Genomic DNA, 19,573 nt, shown 5'->3' on the forward strand with positions numbered 1-19,573 from the left:
CCGGTAGGGCAAGGAGATCGCCCGTTGGGTACCATGACTTCCAACAAATTGCGTGTTCTGTTCGTCGACGATGAAGCAGCGATCCGCAGTGTGATGAAAATCGAACTTCCGCGAATGGGACATGATGTCACGTTTTGCGAAGATGGTGAGTCAGCACTCAAAACGCTGGACGGCCACACTTTTGATGCCGCTATTGTTGACCTGCGAATGCCGGGAATCAGTGGTTGGGATGTGATTGATCACATCAAGAAAGTCTCTCCGGAAACGGAAGTGATTATCAGTACCGGGCACGGTGACCTTGAAGCGGCCATTCAGGCGGTGCGTAAAGGGGCTTATGACTTTTTGCCTAAGCCGTGCAAACTTTTCGAGATTGCTGCTGTTCTGAAACGAGTGGCTGAGAAGCGCACGCTCACCAATAAGACCATCGCTCTGGAGACACGTCTTAAAGCGGTAGAAGGCTCGCCTGATATCATCGGCAAGACCCCCTCGATGCAGCGGGTCAAGCGAATGATCGAAAAGATTGCTCCGACTGATTCTGCTGTATTGATCCTGGGTGAGACCGGCACAGGCAAGGAATTAGTGGCCCGGCGGGTGCATGAGTTAAGCACTCGCGCTCAGATGCCTTTTGTGGCAGTCAATTGCGGTGCCCTTCCCGACAATCTGGTGGAAAGCGAACTGTTTGGCCACCGTAAAGGGGCCTTCACCGGGGCAGATGTTCCACGTAAAGGACTGATTGAAGTCGCAAACGGTGGTACGCTCTTCCTTGATGAATTGGGCGAGCTTGATAAATCCATGCAGGTCAAGTTGCTGCGATTTCTGGAATCAGGCGAAGTGCGGCGTGTGGGAGAAAACGAAGCCTTCCATGTTGACGTCCGGATTGTCTGTGCGACCAATCGTGATCTGGAATCGATGGTGCGGGAAGGAACGTTCCGTGAGGACTTATTCTTCCGTGTCAATACGTTTGAAATTCGTCTGCCGCCGTTGCGAGAGCGTAAAGAAGATCTCTCGGACGTTGCCCGCAATCTGATTGCCCGGCATCTCAAACGCCGCGATGTCCCTTTGGAAATTCTGGCTCCTGAAACGATTGAAGCGCTGCAATCCCACGATTGGAGCGGAAACATTCGCGAATTGGCCAATGCGCTGGAGCATGCGACCATTCTGGCTGATGGAGGTGTGATACTTCCTGAGCATCTGCCAGCAGCCATTACCCGCCAGAAGGTCAGTATGGCTCAGGCTGGGCATCCCGCAGATCTAGCGATGGCTAACGGCTCTCCCAAGACACTTCGAGAAATTGAAATGGAAGTGATCTACCAGGTTCTGGAAAAGCACAAAGGCGATAAGGTCAAAGTCGCTGCCGAATTGGGGATTGCCCTCAAGACGCTCTATAACAAGCTCAATGGGGATCAAACCCGCGCTGCCAGTTAAACCTGCCCCCTGTAGCTAGTGCCGTGTCACGGCTTTGTTTTCGGGTTGACGTCGCCGCAACGTCCTCCGTTGTCGGACTTAACAACCTGTTGAACCCTACTTTTAAGCTTTGACAATGCACTAGTTAACCGGCCTCCTTGTTGCTAGGTAGGGTGGCGTTAAGGCTTTGCGCAACCCACCTTCACCTAACACATTCTACTTAAATTAGTACCGAGAGCACTGCTGGCCAGTAGTGCTCTTACGTGGTTTAGGGGGACAAGCCGGCCCTGGTTTTGTACGGTGCATGAAGTCCTCGAAATGTACCAGTATTCGAGTAAATCTGTAATAGTATCGACACCGGTGCATAGGCATGTCCCTTATGCATGCCTCCAATGCCAACGTACTATATAACGAGCGTGACGATAGATTTAACGATCAATCGGCGTGGGTTGCCGGGGTGTGGGTTGGGGGGATGTCACCTCTTTCGCCGGCTTGGCTGTGACTTCATCCGAATACGGCCCGACTTGTGATTTTTCGTGATCCCAGACAAAGACGCCGCAGTCGTTGGCACCAAAGGCGACCAGTTTCCCATCGGGCGAGAACGCGACCGCGAGAATCGCATTCACCGTGCCTCGCCCGGTGGTCTCCTCGATCCTAACTGATCGGCGGATGCGACCTGTGGCAATATCACGTACCAGCACCGTGGAATTCTCCCCGGCGGTAGCGATCCATTTTCCATCGCGGGAAACATCCATGTCATAGAGCGGCACACTCTGTCCCCGCCGCACCCAGAGGGTCTTACCGGTGGTGGTGTCAACCAGCCAGAGATATTCCCCCGACCGGATGGCCAGTTTGTCCGTACCGGGCACCCATTTCAGTTCTTCGTAGATCTTGTCCGAAGCCATCGGATCCGGCTGGAAGGTGTTCAAGATCTTCCCCGAAGCGGTATCGTACACCTTGAAGCCTTCTTTCCCCCAGTCAACAGCCAGCTTTTGCCCATTGACGGAAAGATCCACCTCTCCTGCGCGCCCGGAAGGAGGAGCAGCGTCGATAGAGAAAACTCGGGCATGTGTGGACGTTTTGAAGACATTAATAAAACCAATCTGCCCTTTGTCACCGTCTTCGGTACGTGCCAAATAATGCGAACCATCACCACTCCATTGAAAGCGAACGAGATATCTATAGTCACCCTTTCCATCTTGTCGAATCGGCTTGATAAATTGCCAGGTGGGGTCTAGCTTTTTCCGTTCAACAGACCAAAACGCCCAAGTAAAAGCTGGAATGTATTTGGCGGCAAGAATGTCTGTCTCCGGTTGGAATTGTGGATAAAGAATCTCTTGTCCAGCCAAAAAATCATCCTGCAAGACAATACGTTTCTTCTCTTTGAAGTCCCAGACGGCGAGTTCCCCATCATGTCGCGAATACCCTTGCGGTAAGGCTCCGCTGGCTAAAAACCGTCCATCCGACGACCACGCCAGCGAAATGACCGGCCCAATATGTTGCAAATCCAGCACTTCATAAGGCTGCTGCTGTTGGGCTTGTGCGGATATGGGCATCCCAACGGCCAAAATTATCAATACAAAAATTGAATATCGCATAGCAATCCTCCAGATCAGTCGTTTAAGGGGTTGTTGCGGGAAGCGGGGAGACGATGGAATTGAGTGTTGTCACGTCATTTTCATCGGTATTTAATGACATCTGAAAATTCACAGTAGCGGAGGCCAGCTGCGGGTCATTCCAGTGAGCGGGAGCTGTGGCCAGATGCGAGGTGGTTTGCCGAGGATAAGGATGCCGAATCACATTTGGGGCCCTCGGATAGGGATAGGCATGGGGAAGTTGATCCCGTCCTCTAGTAAACCATTCGATATTCACCAGAGGAGGGACAAAGGTTTCCTCCGCTGTGCACCCGTAGGATTTATAGACGGCATTGATCGAAATCGTGCCATTAACCGGGCCGCCAAAATGGGGGTTGAACCAGTTCGCGTAGGCATCACGGATCATCTGCCGTTGCTCAGGAGACACTCTACACTCTATCTACTTGCCAATAACTGTGTGCTCCGTAGGCGCTGTTGTCAATCAGTGGCACATCGATATTCCACAGGCTGAAGAGGTGATAGTGCCGGACGGCATGCATTTCCGTGCTCTTCCAAGCGAGGCTTGTGCCGTGTTACGGCATTATCTTGGGGTTTCATGCGTTGTAATGTTCTTCGATGTCGGGCTTGACTACCTGTTTAACTCTACTTTTAAGCATTTGACAATGCACTTGGAGTAATACGATGGCTCTCGGTGTCAATCATAATTAATATAAATCAGGCATCATCATTACCACGGTAGTTGTTCATGTCACGGAAATTGCAAAGATGGTGGGTTCTATACAGATGCAGAACCCGGCAAATATCGTGGAGATGGTAGGTTGCGCAAAGCCTTAACCCACCCTACTTCTGCTAGGTATTTTATGCGTAATCTGGATACGCCAAGATGGTGCATTACGCTGGCGCTTCATGCACCCTACATTACCAAGAGCAATACGATGGCTCTCGGTGTCAATCATAATTAATATAATGCAGTCATCATCGTTGCCACGGTCGTTGTTCATGCCACGGAGATTACAAAGATGATGGGTTATATGCAGATGTAGAAACCGGTTATTGTCGTGGAAATGGTGAGTTGCGCGAGGTTTTAAGCCATCTTGCTCATTTAGGGCGTAGTGAAGATGGTGGGTTGCGCAAAGCCTTAACCCACCCTACTTCTTGACCTCGGTTAATCATGTGGATTTTGATTTTATCGACTCGCATGAAAAGCAGTCGGAGAACGATAGTAAATACACATCGCTTTAGATGAGGCGGAATACTAATTCTACTGTGATGCTTGGATGGTATGAAGATGGTGCATTACGCTAGCGCTTCATGCACCCTACTATAATACTAATCCCGCGCCCACATTTCATGGGTAAGTCCAAGCCATCCTGCTCATATAGTGCGTAGTGAAGATGGTGGGTTGCGCAAAGCCTTAACCCACCCTACTTCTACTATGGCGTGGGGTTTCTTTTAAGGATCAGGCAGGTCAGGTCGTCGATGGGGCCTTTATCACCGGCGTGTCTTAATACGGCGGTTTGTACGATCTTTGAGAGATAGCTCGATGGCTGCTGAGATCCTGCCATCAGAAGTTCATGGAGTTCGTTTGCTCCCCAGGCTGTCCCTGCGAGGTTCGTGGTTTCAGTGATTCCGTCGGTGTAGAGCAGCAACACATCTCCCGGCGAAAGTTTGAGTGATTGAGAAGGGAAGAGGCAGTCTTCATCGAACCCCAGAACCGGCCCGGTCGGCAATAACGGAACGGTCGTTCCATTAGCCTGAAGCCATGTCGCGGGTTGCCCGGCAGCTACATAACACAATTCATGTGTGTCAGGTATTAACCTGGCGAAGAACAGGCTGACAAACCTGTGACCCAGTGTGCCTCCCTCTAAAAGAAAACGATTCAGACTTTCTGCGACAATCGCTGGCTCAGGGCTACACGAAAGGTCTGATCGAAGAAACGCGCGCGTTTGCGACATCAGGATGGATGCGCCCAGGTCGTGGCCGCTCACGTCTGCAATAACTAAACCTATTGAGCCATCACTATAGGGTAGATAGTCGAAATAATCACCGCCAACGGCTTCAGCAGGTATCGAAAAACCCGAGACTTCATAGCCAGTAATCATCGGTGGGTTTTTAGGAAGCAAGCCTTGCTGAAGCTGTCGGGCCATCTGCAATTGTTCTTGAGTGGTCAGCCAGCGGGCTTCAGACTGCGAAGCTCTGGTATAATCGCAAAGCAGTCCAATGAACGGAACTAGGTATCCCACGATTTTCAGATAGTGCCCAATGATCGCCGCATTGTCGTCAAACCGCGTTGATCCAAAGGCCATATAGATCTGCTGGATCACGTGAGGCAAGAGGCTCAATAGCAATCCATGTGAGAACAGGCTGGGATGCCGCCGGTAGAACCTGGGCAGAAAGAAGCCTCCCGTGGTGAGATAAACGACCAGTGTGAACGCATCTAAAGGACGCGGGATTACTGAATGAGGAAAGATGGTTTGCGGCAATGACGGAACGAGCGCGCATGTCTCGACGATTGAAAACGCCCCCAGTCCAAAGACAATCGCCGCACCGACAAGAAAGCCCGCATGTCGATTCTTGGTGGATCCACTCCATCCCAAAGCGAACGGTGCTGTGCCGATCGCAATAATCAAAGCATGAGCCAGTCTGGTCATGGCATCGGTGAAATCGGCGAATCTTGCGGGATCAGAGGCAGAAACCAGAATTCCATTGATTGCCAAAGCGTTAGCGGCATCCATCACTCCACAGAATAATAAGGCGGTTCCCAAGATTGGTGTTGTGACATCACCACGTAGCCGGAACATCGAGAACGCGCTGGCTGCGGTGACGATTCCTGTACAGGCCGCTGTCCACGCCATTAAGGTGACAATGATCTCGCCGCGAACAAGTTGGAGCGGAGTCCCCTGTGTGACTGGCTGGATGCCCCAATTTAGCCCGACCATGTTGGTTAGCAGTGGCAATGCACATGCCACGAGCAACCCCATTACGATTGATCGGGGCAATGTTTCGCCTCGTTGGCCCATCAGCCACGCTGTCATGTTCTGGTTCCCGTGACAGGCATTTTTGTGTTGCCAATTCTGGATGTTTTTTTCTCTCAGCAATGTGCGGATGTTATTGCGAGAACACCAGTTCCGATGACCAAAGTTCGCACAACCTTAAAGAATCTCGCGGGTTTGGAGGTCTGTTCTGTTGGTATGTCGCGACCTTTTTTGATGGAGCGACAATTCGCCCCTCTCTATCGAAAAAACAAAATGGGTTGACTGGGTAGAGAATTCCTGTTGTTCGTCGTGTAACGACTTTAGGCGAAGTACCACTTGAATCGCTCCTGACGTCGGCAAAACCGGATCATTCCCTACCACCTGAATGACGATTCTCCATTTCAAGCAGCGTTGTCCAGGGCCAGATGTGTGGATGTCGCTGAATGGAACAGACCTGGCAGTCCCCGAGAATTGATGACCATCTCCCGGAATAACGAGAGAGTCATGTCAAAAAAATCGGTGCTGTCATGAGGAGTGATTCTGAGATGAAAAAGTCTTCAGGGATGAACGACCACCAGTGGTTGCTGACATTGACTGCTGGCAGTCTTCTGGCTGCGGCGGTTCCTGCCGAAGCGCAAGTCACCCGGCCAGGAATGATGGCTCAGGGAAATCGGACGACATCGGCCAAACCTGTGTTGGCCACATCACGCACCGAGCCTAAGGCTCTTGCCAGTTCACCCGCGATTCGGCAGCCATCGCAGGCGGTTCAAATCATCCCTGTGGGAAATACTGCCATCCAGCAAGAGCTGGAAAAGCTTTATCGTGAAAGTGGCCGAGAAATGCCGGCCATGTCGTTGGAAGGTGCGGCCGAGCAGACTTCGCCCAATTACCAGCGTCCTGCCCAGCAAGCCGAAAGCGCGGTGGCTGCACCTCAACAGGCTCAGGTACAGGGGCAGGCTTCGGGGCAGTGGTATGCTCCTGGCAGCAATTCGATCCAGGCCATGCCGTCACAGGCTCCTCCTTCGCCGTTAGCCCCCGGTCAAATCACAGCGGCAACTCTGGCCAAGCCTGCTCCTTCCGGGAATGCGGTGACGCGGTTTTTCAAGAAGTTGGTTCCTGGGAAAAATTCATCAACAGAGGGGCCTGAATCACCTCCACAGCCGCCATCCCTGCCCGCTGGCTATCCGCAATATCAGACGCCTTCGGTACCACCCACAGAATTCATGGTCGGTGACGATCTGCCGCCGAGTATGCTTCCTCCTGGTCGCTTGCCAGCTGCACCACTGCCTCCGCGAGGTGGCTTTGTTCAATCACCGCAACAGGCTCCTCTGGTGACCGGGCCTGCTGTGACACCTGTGCAGCCTACTTATCAGCTACCACCTCGTCATCCGGCAGGAACCCCACAGGTTATGGCTCCTCCCGCCAATCTGGCAGTGCGGCCTGTTCCAGGAACAATCATCAGCGCACCAACTCCAACGGGTCAACCGGTTGTCTCTAATGCGCCATCAGCCTTGCCCATTCCTTCGGGTCTGGCACAAACGGTGACGCCACTCAATACCATTCCACCCACCGCGGCTCCGCTAGTAGCTAGACCTATAGTATCTAGCCCTATAGTAGCAACTCCGCTAGCGACATCGCCTCCAATTGGCGCGTATACCATTCCGCCATCTCCAACCCCGAGAGTTGCTCCTCAGGTCGTCACGACACCTTCGGTGGCCACTGTTCCGGCAGCAACGCCCTTAACAGTTCCTGCCCAAGTGCAGGTTCCCGCAATGGCGCCTCCAATGGGTGGATCTAATGGCAACGCAGTACCCGTGGCTGTGAAAGTGATTCCCGTGCAGCCGGTGATTCCTGCACAGCCAGTTATTGCTGCAAAGCCTGTGATTCCTGCAACGCCCATTGCACCGGCAGAGACGGTTTTTGAAATGCCCGTCCCTGAAGGAACTCTGGCACCAACTGATACAAATACGGCTCAGACCAGCACCCGCATTCCTGCGACACCGCGTGCCCGAAATGCAGTGACTGCTGAAGCCGCCCCTCAAGTGCGAGTGCCGGTCAGCAATCCGACAGCAGTCTCAGCCGCCCCGGGTGTTGCTCCCGCAGGAGTGTCTCAAGCAACAGCGACTCCCCGGCCGGTAGCTCAGGCAACACCAGCGGCCCAAGCAACGCCAGTGGCTGAGGCAGCCGGTGGATTTGATGACTTCCCTGATCCGTTCACCGAAGTTTCCGAAGCGATGGCCGATCGTGGCATCGTTGCTGCTCCGGCTCAGCCCCAGGTGGCGGTCAATGCGACACCATCTTCCGCCTCACAAACACCCGTCGTTCAGACCCCGGTTGCTCAGGTCACTGTAGCGACGACAGCCCCTGCAACAACACCAGCCGCCACCCCTGCTTCTGTCCCTTCAATGGCACAGATGCCTGAAGCTTCCGCTGATCCGTTTGCTGGAGAAGCATTGCCTGAACCCGCTGCTCCTTTAGCAAACGTGGCTGTTCCTTCAGCTGCACCAGTATCAGCGACGCCACCAGCCATTGAAACGAATCCAGTGACTGCACCAGCCGCAGCCGCAGCAACAGTGCTGCCGAAGAAGCCCGGTGAACCAGGTCTTGAAGAATGGGAGTTGGAAGACTTGGCCGAAGAAGCTGCCGAGCAAGCCGAATTAGCACGTCGGGCACAGGAAAACGCCAAAGCGGGAATGTCTTCCGGCACACCAGAGGCCCTGCCAGCAGCCACCACCGCTGCTCCTAATGTTCCTCTGGAGTTGCCAGTTGATGCACCATCTGCAACGACGCCACCAGCCACGGCACCATCGTTACCCCCAGCCCTGATTCTCCCCCAGGAAGCCACGTCCATTCCATCCGCGGCAGCAACACCGGCTTTACCCGCGAAAGAGTTGCCAGCGAAAGAGATGCCGGTCGTGTCGGCCACAGCACCTGCGATGGCTCCAGCACCGGGATCAGTGACGCCCCCTGCTCCATTGGCTGTGCCAACAACTGAACCGAAGCCAGCGGCTCCAGCGGCTACGGCGGCATCCACCATGGCAACAGACATTGCAGCGACTCCTGTTCAGGCTCCTTCTGGCTCTGCGGGAACAGCTCCCGCTCAACTGCCGGCTGAGGCAAAGGCCGATCCTCGGATGAAGCAGATTCTGGCTCGCGAAGGAGTTTCCGGCTTAAAAGGGTTCTGCCCTGTGGCTTTGCGGGATAGCCGTGAATTGAAAGATACTCAGACCCAGTTTCATGCCACCTATCGTGGCCAGAAGTTCCAGTTCTCAACTTCAGACGCCAAATCCAAGTTCGAGCAGGAACCCACTCGCTACGCCCCGGCTGCATACGGTGCTGACGTTGTGGTGCTTGCCAATGCCAAGGATGTTGTGGAAGGCTCGCTCGACCACGCCGCCTGGTACAAAGGGAAGCTCTATCTCTTCAGTGATTCAGATTCTCATAAACAGTTTGTCGTGGATCCTGCCAAATACGCCTCACCCGCAGGCCTGGAATAGTTGCTGAGACCACTCCATCCTGACGGATTGCCGTCCCATGGCTTGGCCTTCGAGTGACTTTCTCAGCAAGATCCTCAATTGGTTGGACTTAACGACAAGCAAAGCTCGATTTTTTAACTTTGATAATGACCTCGTCTCATCTTCGCTGAAATTTGATTGACCGAGTGAAGGAATATTCCTTCCTTTGAAGTTGACCCTCTGGCTGACACCTGCGATCGGCCAGAGGGTTGGCTTTTTCTGAATGATCGCTTTCAAAAGCGGCCTCTCTGGCGAACCGAAGTCCTGGGGAAACTCTCAGGAAGTTGCCGTGACTCTTTACGAACAGTCAATCAGTGGCGTATCGTGCCCATCGGGCGTTTTTATGGTCATATCAAACACAACTTGATCAAACCGTATTCCAGAGAATCGGTTTCAGCGAACAGGTTTCCAGCGGCAAGGCATGGCGGATGATTGGGATCGTCGATTACGGAATGGGGAATCTGCGGAGTGTTCAAAAAGGCTTTGAACGTGTGGGCTTCGAGGCTGTCATCGTCAATTCTCCGGCAAAGATTTCTGCGGCTGATCGGTTGGTGCTGCCAGGTGTCGGCGCTTTTCGTGATGCCATTCATGAACTGAAACGTCTGGAACTGGTGCCTGCCATCAAGGATCATATCGCTGCTGATAAACCGTTTCTGGGGATCTGTCTCGGTTTGCAGATGCTCTTTGATGTCGGCTACGAAGATGGCGAATACGAGGGGCTGGGCATCTTTCGGGGAAGCGTACAGCGGTTTGCCTCGGTTCCTGGTTTGAAAATCCCTCATATGGGATGGAACACCCTGGAACGAAAGATTCAGGCTCCCCAGTTCGCCGGGCTGCCCGACGATGCCACGTTCTATTTCGTGCATAGTTATTATGTGGTTCCTGAAGATCCTGCAATCATTGCCACGACCACCACTCACGGAACGTCGTTTGTCTCATCAGTCATGCGAGGTAACCTTCTCGCGACCCAGTTCCATCCTGAAAAAAGCCAGAATGCAGGCCTGAAGTTGCTCCAGAATTTCGCAGGGAATCTTCCGGCACATTGAACCCATTCTTTACCCATGAGAGAGAAGATTGCCCTGGATGAAGGGGCCGATGAACCTGCCGTGTTTCCAAAGTCAATACCAATCCCCTCATACGGACTGCGGCGACCTTCTCCCTCAACCTGAGAAGGATTTGAGCGTTTTCGGACAGACTCTGAGTAGCGATTCACTGGGTGGCGATAGTCAGGTGGTATCGGCTATCTTAAGTTGTTCGTTTTGCCCTGCTTTTATCGCGTAAAAGCGATGTCCCCCTCTCCTGCACGCCAACGGATCTGCACAACTATGGAAATTCTCCCTGCGATCGACCTTCGGGGTGGAAAATGCGTCCGATTGCGGCAAGGAGACTATGCCCAGGAGACCGTCTTCGGTGAAGATCCTCTCGCAATGGCCAGACACTGGGAATCGTTGGGAGCTGATCGCTTGCATCTGGTCGACCTGGATGGTGCGAAGGCGGGCCACCCGGTCAATCATGAGATTGTGCGGGAAATTGTCAAAACGTTGCGGATCCCCTGTGAACTGGGCGGGGGATTTCGGACCGATGATTCTGTCCGTTTCATGTTGGAAGATGTCGGGCTGGATCGTGCCATTATTGGCACGCAGGCTCTGAAAGATCCGGCTTGGTTTCGTTCGCTGGTCGAGAAATATCCTCATCGTGTGGCTTTGGGATTGGATGCCCGTGATGGTATGGTCGCCACAGCCGGATGGCTGGAAACGTCCAAGACCTCGGCGATGGAACTGGTGTCTCAGTTTCGCGGCTTGCCGATTGCCGCCGTGATTTACACGAACATTGCCAATGACGGGATGATGCAAGGTGTCGATCCCTCCACTTTGAATGATCTGGAAACACTGGCCAACCTGGAATTGCCCGTGATCGCCTCGGGCGGTGTGACCACATTGCAGGATGTCGAGCGGATTGAAGCCATTCATCGTCGGCAACCAAGCCTCGTCGGTGCCATTATTGGCCGGGCAATCTATGAGGGGACAATCAACGTCGAAGAAGCTGTCGCAATGACCCGCCGCGCATAGATCATTCACCATACCGCCGGTGCTTGCCGCTTCGGTCAGATCCAGGACAAACGCCTGGATCATCTCCAGTAAATATCTATCGCCATCTCCATCTCGTAGGGTGCCATGAAGCGCAGCGCTATGCACAATTGGTGGCGTATTGAACCGTTTACGGCATCTGATAGAGAGCGTAGATCTCCATGCATTAAAAAGATCAGCTAAATACGGCTTCGCGTAAACGACACCCCGATTAATGACATCAATCTCATGGAACGAAACCGCCTCTTGCGCAGCGGCTGGAGCATTTCCGAAGAGCATCAGCATGAATAGCAGACATCCGATTCCGAGCCAGCGCATGACATCCGCGCCGGTCGTCCGGCTTGAACCCCACCGTTCGGGAGGAATCTCCGCAAAAATCTCCCGCAGCTTCTGCTGTTCCTCCGCTGCGGACATCTTGCGAGGCCGCACTTCGACCGGGGAACACTGCGGAGGGGATTGAGCGGTTTCCCTCAAAGAAACCAGCATTTCCTCTCGTTCCTCCCGATGTTCCAGCCCATTCTCCGCTCGCCCCTCAGCATCCAACTCCAACCCCGCTCCGGCTGCCGCAGGCACAGACCCGCTGTGCGGGACAAACTGCCCGTGGCAGACGCTGTGCGGGTGGTAGATGCGCAACCAATCTTGATAGCTGTCAACCACCGCCTCTTTCCGTCCAAAGCGGTGTTCCAGCGTGTGCCACGACCGTTCTGAAATCCGGCTAAATTCGGAAATGGTCGGATACTGGTTCAACCGGTTCGCCACGGCGTGAAACTCGGTCAGCAGTTCGTCGTCGGTATACAGCACCGGCATCCGGGCTTTGCGGGAAAGTCCCGCCGCCAGACGAAGTTTCGTCCAAGATCCCCACCGGTCATGGACTTTGAAGGCAGAAATCCCGGTCTGCTTGCGAAAATCCCGCAGCGTGATCTCCGCACCATTCGCCTCTTGAATCATCCCTCGCAACTCTTCAAGAATCTCTTCCGCCGTATGTTCCACCATCCACCCCCTGTCTCAGAGAATTCGGGCGGCCAGAAGAACACCAACGTCCTCAACAACCACCCTCTCTTTAACAGGAGATGTTGCGCGCCGAAAATTCCCCCGCACCGGAAAAATGATCTGACATGAATCGCCTCACCCCAACGAGCCGGAAGCGTCAGCGACGGACACTGGTGTTTTTGTCTAGCGCAGGGTACTCCCGATTGAAACTCCGATTTCTACCGGGGTGGCCAAACCATAAGAGGTTTCACCTCAAGTCGACGGCGGTTCTGATTCAGCTTTGTTTAATGTCAGGTATGCGATATGGCTCGCGATCCAGTGCCGCAATCTCTTCTGCCTACGGCACACAGGTAGCCGCCCCGCGAATCAACTTACCCCCCCCCCACGTAAGTTACCGTATTTTAAATATACAAAACCATGAAAAACACTACACAGTGATATGTCTATACATTTCCTGTTTCGTGCATAAGATTCTTCAGTTGCTGTGTTACATGAATCAGCTTACCAACCCCTTGGTCTTCAAAATGAAATCGTTTTGCATTGACAACAGTGTTCAAACTGTGGTCGCTGACAATTTCTTCACTCTTCAGCAGTAGGCATGACTCGACATTATTTACAAGACATCCTAACGCTTCGCATGACTCTTTAGAAGTTAAGAATAAATCAAACGGAACTTCTAGGCATCCTACTCCTTGGTCTGGCCAGTTTTCTGCCCACCATGAAAATAAATTAGCAAGCTCTGGTGAGGAAGGGGCGTTAGAATGCATTTGCAATAGCGTATTCATCAACCAGACAAAGTATCCATCATCGACATGTATATTTACACCTCTAAACTCTATGTGTGAATGTGCCATGGCGATCCTTCATTTGTGCATTATAGCAGGGTGGCCCAGGTTGACTGTACTCAGTCTACCTGGGTGGCAACGCCACAAGAGGTTAACGAGATTGAAATAGGTTAGCCAAAAGCTTTCTCAGCCTTGGCCCACAGGTTGGGTCACGATGCTCAATGGAAGCAGTGGCATGCCTTGTTTTATCGGTAGCCAGCCTCTTGTGCTTCCAGCACACAGGTAGACCGCAAACGGGCAACCTGTGCCACCCCGCGGTCAGGGGGATGCCCGCCGCGTGGAGCATCTCACCCATCAGTACATCGTCGCGACTGCTCAGTTCGTATCCGGTTGCCCCCGCCACGATGCCAATTGCCTTTTGTGAGAGCAGGTACCGCAGAGATGGAGGCATTGATTGTCGGTTATTGAGAAGGTGTTGAGGGTCGTCGAAAGAAGCCGAGTTCGCGGTGAGTGATGAGGACCATCGTGAGTCCGTAGGCAATCAAAGCGACGGCCATGACCTGGTAGAGAGATTGCAGTTCTCCATTGGCAAGGCGGATGATGGCGTAGCCGCCAACGGCTGCGATCACAAGCCTCACAAAGCCGGCGATCAGTGATGGCAGCACGCGACCGCTTCCTTGTGCGGCGAAGAAAAGGGCCAGGCCGCCACCAAACCCGACATAAGCAGGGCCGACGATGCGGAGATATGACGCACCGGTATCAAATACGATGGGGTCGTTCGTGAACAATCCCATCCACAATCCGGGCAGGAGAGCGGCTGTCACCCCAATAAAAGCTCCTGCGCTCGCACCCAGGAAAAGACCTGCCCGAGTCGCCTGACTCACACGACCCCAGTTCCCAGCACCAGCATTAGCACCAATCAGAGGGACCAGTGCCGAGCCAACACCAAAGACAATAGGTATCAGCAGATATTCGAGTCGACCACCCACTCCATAACCGGCAATCGCATCGGTTCCGAACGGCGTCACGAGAGCAGTGAGCACCAGAAACGTGAGATTCGATTGAATGGTGTTAATCGCGCTGGGAACCGCAATTCGCAAAATGGCCCGTGTATGCGGCCAATCGGGAATCAGGCTGCGGATTGTCAAATGGAAAGGTGAGCTGGCAGCTTTCAGCGCTCTCACTAGAAGAATGGCACAGCCCACGTTATAGAGAACGATCGCCCATGCTGCTCCGGTCAAACCCAGACCTGGCATTGAACCGACACCGAAAATCAAGAAAGGTGAAACCGCCAGTGTCAGGACACCGCCCAGTGCCCCAACAATCGCCGGATAAGCTGTGTTACCAGTCCCTCGCAAGCAACTAGCTGAGGCTTGGAAAATCCAGAAGGGCACGGCTCCCAGGAAGAGGATATTCGAGTAACGGATAGAATTCTCAAGAGCCTCTCCCTGTGCTCCCAGAGTTCCATAGATCTGCCGACTGAAGACGAGCATGACAGTCGTAAAGAGGATTCCCGCGATAGTGGCGATCGCGAGAGCAGTGCCCGCCAGGCAGCCGGCATCCTGTTGTCGACCGGCCCCCAGTGCACGCGAGACCGTCGAAGCCACACCGCCGCCGTAAGCTCCGGCGGAGAGTGTGGTCATTAACATAATGAGCGGAAAACTCAACGAGACACCCGCCAGTGCGGCCGACCCCAGCCGACCAATGAAGATCCCTTCTGCAGCATTCACAACCGCCTGGAACATGGTCAAGGCAATGGTCGGAGCCGCCAGTTGCAGCAAGACCGGAAGAACCGGGCCTTCCAGCAACAGACGTGTGCGATCGGTTGCCAGCGATGAAGTCGCGAGTGCTGACGTGTCAGGTGTTGAAGTGACAGGTATTGGCGTAGCTGCGGTTTCGTGCGTTGCGATGATGGTGGTCTCGTTCACGTGGCGACTCCTGTCGCGACAAGTTCGTGGCTGTGAGATACTGCGGTGACTGATGTTGCGGGCGTTGTCGTTGGAGTTACTGTCGATTGCGCCTGAGCAGGTGGCAGTGTTGCAGCATCGGGTTTGACTCGGAAGATGATCGTGTAAAGTGCCGGCAAGTTGCCGAGTGTCAGAAATGTGGCCACGGTTAAGCCACCCATAATGGTCATGGCGAGTGGCCCCCAGAAGACGCTGCGGGTCAGCGGAATCATCGCCAGAATCGCAGTGGCTGCAGTCAAGACCACGGGCCGTGCGCGGCGGACTGCGGATTCAATCACAGCATTCCAGGGAGTCGCACCATGCTCAAGGTCATGCTCGATCTGATCGATCAGAATGACCGAGTTCCGCATATCCATTCCCGCCAGAGCAATCAGCCCCAGCAGTGCGTTGAAGCCAAACGGAGCATGAAACAGCAACAGTGAAACGACGGCTCCGATCAATCCCAGCGGCGAGATCACAAAGACCAGAAACAGCTTCTTGAAGCTCTGAACCTGAGCCATCAGCAGTGTCAACATGGCGGCGATCATTATGGGAAAGACGGCGAACAAGGCCTTGTTCGCCTTTTCACTTTCTTCGACAGCACCACCTGTATCGATCCGGTAACCGGAAGGAAGTGACTGCTTCAATTTCTCGAGTCGAGGGAGGATATGGCCAGTGACATCCGGGGCTTGAATGCCGTCAACAACATCTGAGCGAACGGTCAAAACCACATCGCGGTTTCGTCGCCAGAGAATGGGTTCCTCCAGCTCGTAGGACATCGTGGCCACCTGTGAAAGCGGCACTGTCCGGCCGGTCGATGTCACCACCGTCATGCTGGAAAGCACGTCCAGGTTCAGCCGCTCTTCTGGAACAGATCTGGCCACCACATCGATCAGCTCAATTCCTTCACGATATTGAGAGACCGGTGTGCCGCTGAGCAATGTCTGGAGCACACCCGAGACATCCTGTGTCGAGAGTCCCAGTGCCCGAACGCGATCCTGATCAACTTTCAATCGAACGAGTTTGGAGGGTTCGTTCCAGTCAAGTTGCACATCGCGTGTGGATGGGTCTTCTCGCATCAGATCGCGAACCTGATAAGCCAGCTCGCGGACTTTGTCGGGATCGGGGCCCACAACGCGAAACTGCACGGGGAATCCAACCGGCGGACCAAACTCCAGACGCACAATCCGGATTCGGGGATGTGCCAGTTCCGGGTCGCTGGCGACTCGATCCATCAGTTCGGTCCGCAGTCGCTCGCGGGCCTCGGGCGATTTGGTCTGGATCACAAACTTGGCAAACGAGGGGTCGGGAAGATCAGGGTTCATGGCAAGGTAAAACCGAGGAGGGCCGGCTCCGATATAGGCTGTAAAGTGGTCGATCTCGGCATGATCTTTTAGGATGGCCTCCAGCCGATGAACTTCCGATTCGGTCGCAGTGAATGAGGAGCCGCCAGGCATGCGAACTTCAATCATCAGCTCCGCGCGGGACGATTGTGGGAAGAACTGCTTGGGGACAAACGACATCCCCACAATAGAAGCTGCGAACATGACAAACGTAGATCCGACGGTCATGTAAGGATGCTTCACACAACCAGTGATCACCCAACGAAGCATGCGGTACATGCGTGAATGGTAGGGATCATGATGCTCGTGGTGCGTGTTATCCGAAAGAATGCGGAATCCGAGATACGGCGTGAAGATCACGGCCACAAACCATGAGGCAATCAAGGCGATACCCACCACCCAGAAGATGCCGCCGGCGTATTCACCAGCCACCGATTTCGCAAAGCCCACGGGCAGAAAACCAATGACGGTCAGCAACGTTCCGGTCAGCATCGGGAAAGCGGTGTTCGACCAGGCAAAGGTGGCCGCCGAGACGCGGTCGTACCCTTCCTCCAGCTTCACCACCATCATTTCCACAGCGATAATGGCATCATCAACCAACAGGCCCAGCGCCAGAATCAAAGCCCCCAGGCTGATCCGGTCTAACGTCATACCGATTGCATTCATGACGACAATAGTGGCTGCGAGCACCAGCGGCACACTGAGGGCCACGACAATCCCGCTGCGCCAACCAAGGGACAGAAAGCTCACCACCAGCACAATCGCCAGGGCTTCAACAAACGAGCGGGTGAACTCGCCAACCGATTCATCCACAATGTGCGGCTGAAAGGCGACTTGCTCAATTGCCGCGCCGGCGGGGAGATCGCTTTCAATGTGTTCGAGTTCCGTTTCAAGGGCGTGTCCCAGCGTCAAAACATTGCCGCCAGCTTTCATGGCGACCACCAGTTCAACAGCTGGCTTCCCATTATGCCGGACAATGAACGTGGGCGGGTCTTCGTAGCTGCGACTCACTTGAGCGATGTCTCCCAGACGGAAGACGCTGCCATTGGCATGCACGGGGACAGCACGGATTTTCTCGACGGTCTCGAACGGTCCTTCGACACGGATATGTACCCGGTCAGTGGGTGTTTCAACGCTGCCTGCCGGCGTGAGAATGTTCTGACGACTCAGGCTGTCAAAGACCTGCTGGGGAGAAATCCCCAGTGTGGCCAGCTTCTTGTAAGAGATCTCGACGAAGACCTTTTCAGGCCGCTCGCCCATCAGCACAACTTTGCTGACATCTTCCACGCGAAGCAATCTCTGCCGCGCATTCTCGGCCAATTTCTTCAGTTCTGCAGGTAAGAAATCATCACCTGTGAAGGCATAAACGGCGACATAGACATCACCATATTCATCGTCGAAAAACGGCCCGCGGACGCCAGCGGGAAAAGTCTGCTGAATGTCACCAATCTTCTTCCGAACCTGATACCAGATATCCGGGACGAGCTTGGGCGGCGTGAAGTCTTTCAGTTGCACGGTGACCAAAGCCGACCCGGGCAGGCAGTAAGTTTTCAAGTAATCGAGATAAGGCAGTTCCTGCAGTTTTTCTTCAATCTTGTCGGCAACTTGCCGCTGCATTTCATCGCTAGTGGCACCGGGCCAGGCAGCTGTAACCACCATTGTTTTGATGGTAAACGATGGGTCTTCGGCCCGGCCCATATCGAGGTAGGCATACAAGCCCGCCACACTGACGAGGAGAACCAGAAACAGGACATACGACTGATGTTTAACAGCCCAGGCGGAGAGGTTGGGAATGCTCATTACTTCCCCTCCCATGGGCGGACAGGCAGACTGGTATCGAGCTTCTGCACACCGGCTGTGACCACGACCTGACCAGCAGTCAGGCCTTGGGAAATCACCACGCTTTCCTGACGGTACTCACGGATCACGACCGGGGTTAATGTCAGTTCACCCGTGGCGGTATTCACTACCCAGACGGCAGGATCAGTCCCATTTCGCAAGAGAGACGAGAGAGGCAAAACGAATCCCGGCGTGGTCTCACTCGATTCCAGATAGACGGTGGCTGTCATGCCCAACGAGACACGTAAACTGGGATCATGAATGGAGAATCGAGCCTGATAGGTTCTGGTGACGGGGTCAGCGATTGGAGAAAGTTCCCGCAGCACTGCCGAGTAGCTTTCGCCCGGTGCTGCCCATAAGGAAACGGTGGGCTTCACGAACTTGACGATGTCCGCCATGTTTTCCGGCAGGCTGACCACGGCTTCCCGCTCACCATCCTGTGCCAATCGAGCGACAGGTTGGCCTTCAGCCACCACCTGCCCCACTTCTGCAGAGATCGACGTGATCACGCCGTCGGCATCGGCGACGAGGTTGCAATATTGAAGTTTGTTGCGGGACTGATCCTGAATTCGCAGAGCACGATCGACTCGAGCATCGGCAATGGTTCGAGTGTCGGCGGCTTTGTCGAGATCGGCCTGGCTGATGGTGCGGGAAGCGATGAGTAAGCGGGCTCGAGCTTCTTCTTTCTTAGCGTTACGGGCTTCTGCCTGGGCGGCGATCAGGTCAGCGTCGGCGGCTTTCAAGGCGAGATCAAAGTCGGTGGGGTCAAGACGGAACAGAAGCGTTCCGGCTTTGACATGTTGCCCGACTTCCACATCTCGCGAAACGATCTTGGCACCCACTCGGAAGGCGAGATCACTTTCATAGCGAGCCAGCACAATCCCCGTGTAATTTTGCTTGCTGCCCCTGTCATCGGCAGAGATGGTCTGCACTCGGACAACCACTGCAGTCTTGGCGTGAGAAACTTGCGGCAGTTCTGTCGCAACCGCAGCGGCTTCTCCACGAAATACCACATAGGCCCCTCCCCCAACAATTCCGAGGAAGATGGCAAAACCCAATAAGAACGACTTTCGTTTCATCATGACCTTCTGCTT

General features: G+C 54.1%; 11 protein-coding genes and 1 pseudogene. 4 read left to right on the forward strand and 8 right to left on the reverse strand.

Going from position 1 to position 19,573, the window contains the following annotated elements:
• Positions 1–33: 33 nt before the first annotated feature.
• Positions 34–1,425, forward strand: coding sequence for a sigma-54-dependent transcriptional regulator (locus SH287x_RS05610; RefSeq protein WP_479518668.1), 1,392 nt, complete (start codon positions 34–36; stop codon positions 1,423–1,425).
• Positions 1,426–1,832: 407 nt separating this feature from the next.
• Here SH287x_RS05610 and SH287x_RS05615 read toward each other — a convergent pair whose 3' ends face one another.
• The 3 genes from SH287x_RS05615 to SH287x_RS05625 all read right to left on the reverse strand — a co-directional run bounded on the left by SH287x_RS05615 (position 1,833) and on the right by SH287x_RS05625 (position 6,034).
• The gene (locus SH287x_RS05615) at positions 1,833–3,002 is read right to left on the reverse strand and encodes a WD40 repeat domain-containing protein (RefSeq protein WP_479517519.1); all 1,170 of its coding nucleotides are present in this window, start codon (positions 3,000–3,002) and stop codon (positions 1,833–1,835) included.
• Between the two features lie 22 nt (positions 3,003–3,024).
• Entirely contained in the window at positions 3,025–3,426 is a 402-nt protein-coding gene (locus SH287x_RS05620) for a hypothetical protein (RefSeq protein WP_479517521.1), read from the reverse strand.
• A gap of 1,006 nt (positions 3,427–4,432) precedes the next feature.
• Entirely contained in the window at positions 4,433–6,034 is a 1,602-nt protein-coding gene (locus SH287x_RS05625; RefSeq protein ID WP_479517523.1) for a PP2C family protein-serine/threonine phosphatase, read from the reverse strand.
• Positions 6,035–6,519: 485 nt separating this feature from the next.
• On the opposite strand from SH287x_RS05625, the gene SH287x_RS05630 reads away from it, so the two are divergent.
• From SH287x_RS05630 to hisA, 3 genes are all read left to right on the forward strand, one after another.
• Positions 6,520–9,471 (forward strand): hypothetical protein, encoded by a 2,952-nt coding sequence (locus tag SH287x_RS05630; RefSeq protein ID WP_479517525.1) that lies wholly within the window; start codon positions 6,520–6,522, stop codon positions 9,469–9,471.
• A 446-nt stretch (positions 9,472–9,917) separates the two neighbouring features.
• A complete protein-coding gene (gene hisH, locus SH287x_RS05635; RefSeq protein ID WP_479518669.1) occupies positions 9,918–10,535 on the forward strand; it encodes an imidazole glycerol phosphate synthase subunit HisH in 618 nt (205 codons plus the stop codon).
• 279 nt (positions 10,536–10,814) lie between these two features.
• On the forward strand, positions 10,815–11,558 hold the full coding sequence (gene hisA, locus SH287x_RS05640; protein WP_479518670.1) for a 1-(5-phosphoribosyl)-5-[(5-phosphoribosylamino)methylideneamino]imidazole-4-carboxamide isomerase: 744 nt from the start codon (positions 10,815–10,817) through the stop codon (positions 11,556–11,558).
• Positions 11,559–12,257: 699 nt separating this feature from the next.
• On the opposite strand, the pseudogene SH287x_RS05645 reads toward hisA, so the two are convergent.
• The 5 genes and pseudogenes from SH287x_RS05645 to SH287x_RS05665 all read right to left on the reverse strand — a co-directional run.
• Positions 12,258–12,569 (reverse strand): annotated as a pseudogene (locus tag SH287x_RS05645) (hypothetical protein); the annotation flags it as partial.
• 440 nt (positions 12,570–13,009) lie between these two features.
• Positions 13,010–13,420, reverse strand: coding sequence for a hypothetical protein (locus tag SH287x_RS05650; protein ID WP_479517526.1), 411 nt, complete (start codon positions 13,418–13,420; stop codon positions 13,010–13,012).
• Positions 13,421–13,812: 392 nt separating this feature from the next.
• The gene (locus SH287x_RS05655) at positions 13,813–15,279 is read right to left on the reverse strand and encodes an MATE family efflux transporter (protein ID WP_479517528.1); all 1,467 of its coding nucleotides are present in this window, start codon (positions 15,277–15,279) and stop codon (positions 13,813–13,815) included.
• The gene (locus SH287x_RS05660; RefSeq protein WP_479517530.1) at positions 15,276–18,440 is read right to left on the reverse strand and encodes an efflux RND transporter permease subunit; all 3,165 of its coding nucleotides are present in this window, start codon (positions 18,438–18,440) and stop codon (positions 15,276–15,278) included. Before SH287x_RS05660 ends, SH287x_RS05655 begins: the two co-directional genes overlap by 4 nt.
• A complete protein-coding gene (locus SH287x_RS05665) occupies positions 18,440–19,561 on the reverse strand; it encodes an efflux RND transporter periplasmic adaptor subunit (RefSeq protein ID WP_479517532.1) in 1,122 nt (373 codons plus the stop codon). The genes SH287x_RS05660 and SH287x_RS05665 overlap by 1 nt, the downstream gene beginning before the upstream one ends.
• Positions 19,562–19,573: the final 12 nt, after the last annotated feature.

It is taken from the genome of Planctopirus sp. SH287 (assembly GCF_056500625.1).

Excerpts from the sequence above, each read along its gene's own strand:
- SH287x_RS05610 (WP_479518668.1), top strand. The coding sequence starts at position 34 with ATGACTTCCAACAAATTGCGTGTTCTGTTCGTCGACGATGAAGCAGCG.
- SH287x_RS05615 (WP_479517519.1), bottom strand. The coding sequence starts at position 3,002 with ATGCGATATTCAATTTTTGTATTGATAATTTTGGCCGTTGGGATGCCC.
- SH287x_RS05625 (WP_479517523.1), bottom strand. The coding sequence starts at position 6,034 with ATGACAGCGTGGCTGATGGGCCAACGAGGCGAAACATTGCCCCGATCA.
- SH287x_RS05630 (WP_479517525.1), top strand. The coding sequence starts at position 6,520 with ATGAAAAAGTCTTCAGGGATGAACGACCACCAGTGGTTGCTGACATTG.
- hisH (WP_479518669.1), top strand. The coding sequence starts at position 9,918 with ATGATTGGGATCGTCGATTACGGAATGGGGAATCTGCGGAGTGTTCAA.
- hisA (WP_479518670.1), top strand. The coding sequence starts at position 10,815 with ATGGAAATTCTCCCTGCGATCGACCTTCGGGGTGGAAAATGCGTCCGA.
- SH287x_RS05650 (WP_479517526.1), bottom strand. The coding sequence starts at position 13,420 with ATGGCACATTCACACATAGAGTTTAGAGGTGTAAATATACATGTCGAT.
- SH287x_RS05660 (WP_479517530.1), bottom strand. The coding sequence starts at position 18,440 with ATGAGCATTCCCAACCTCTCCGCCTGGGCTGTTAAACATCAGTCGTAT.
- SH287x_RS05665 (WP_479517532.1), bottom strand. The coding sequence starts at position 19,561 with ATGATGAAACGAAAGTCGTTCTTATTGGGTTTTGCCATCTTCCTCGGA.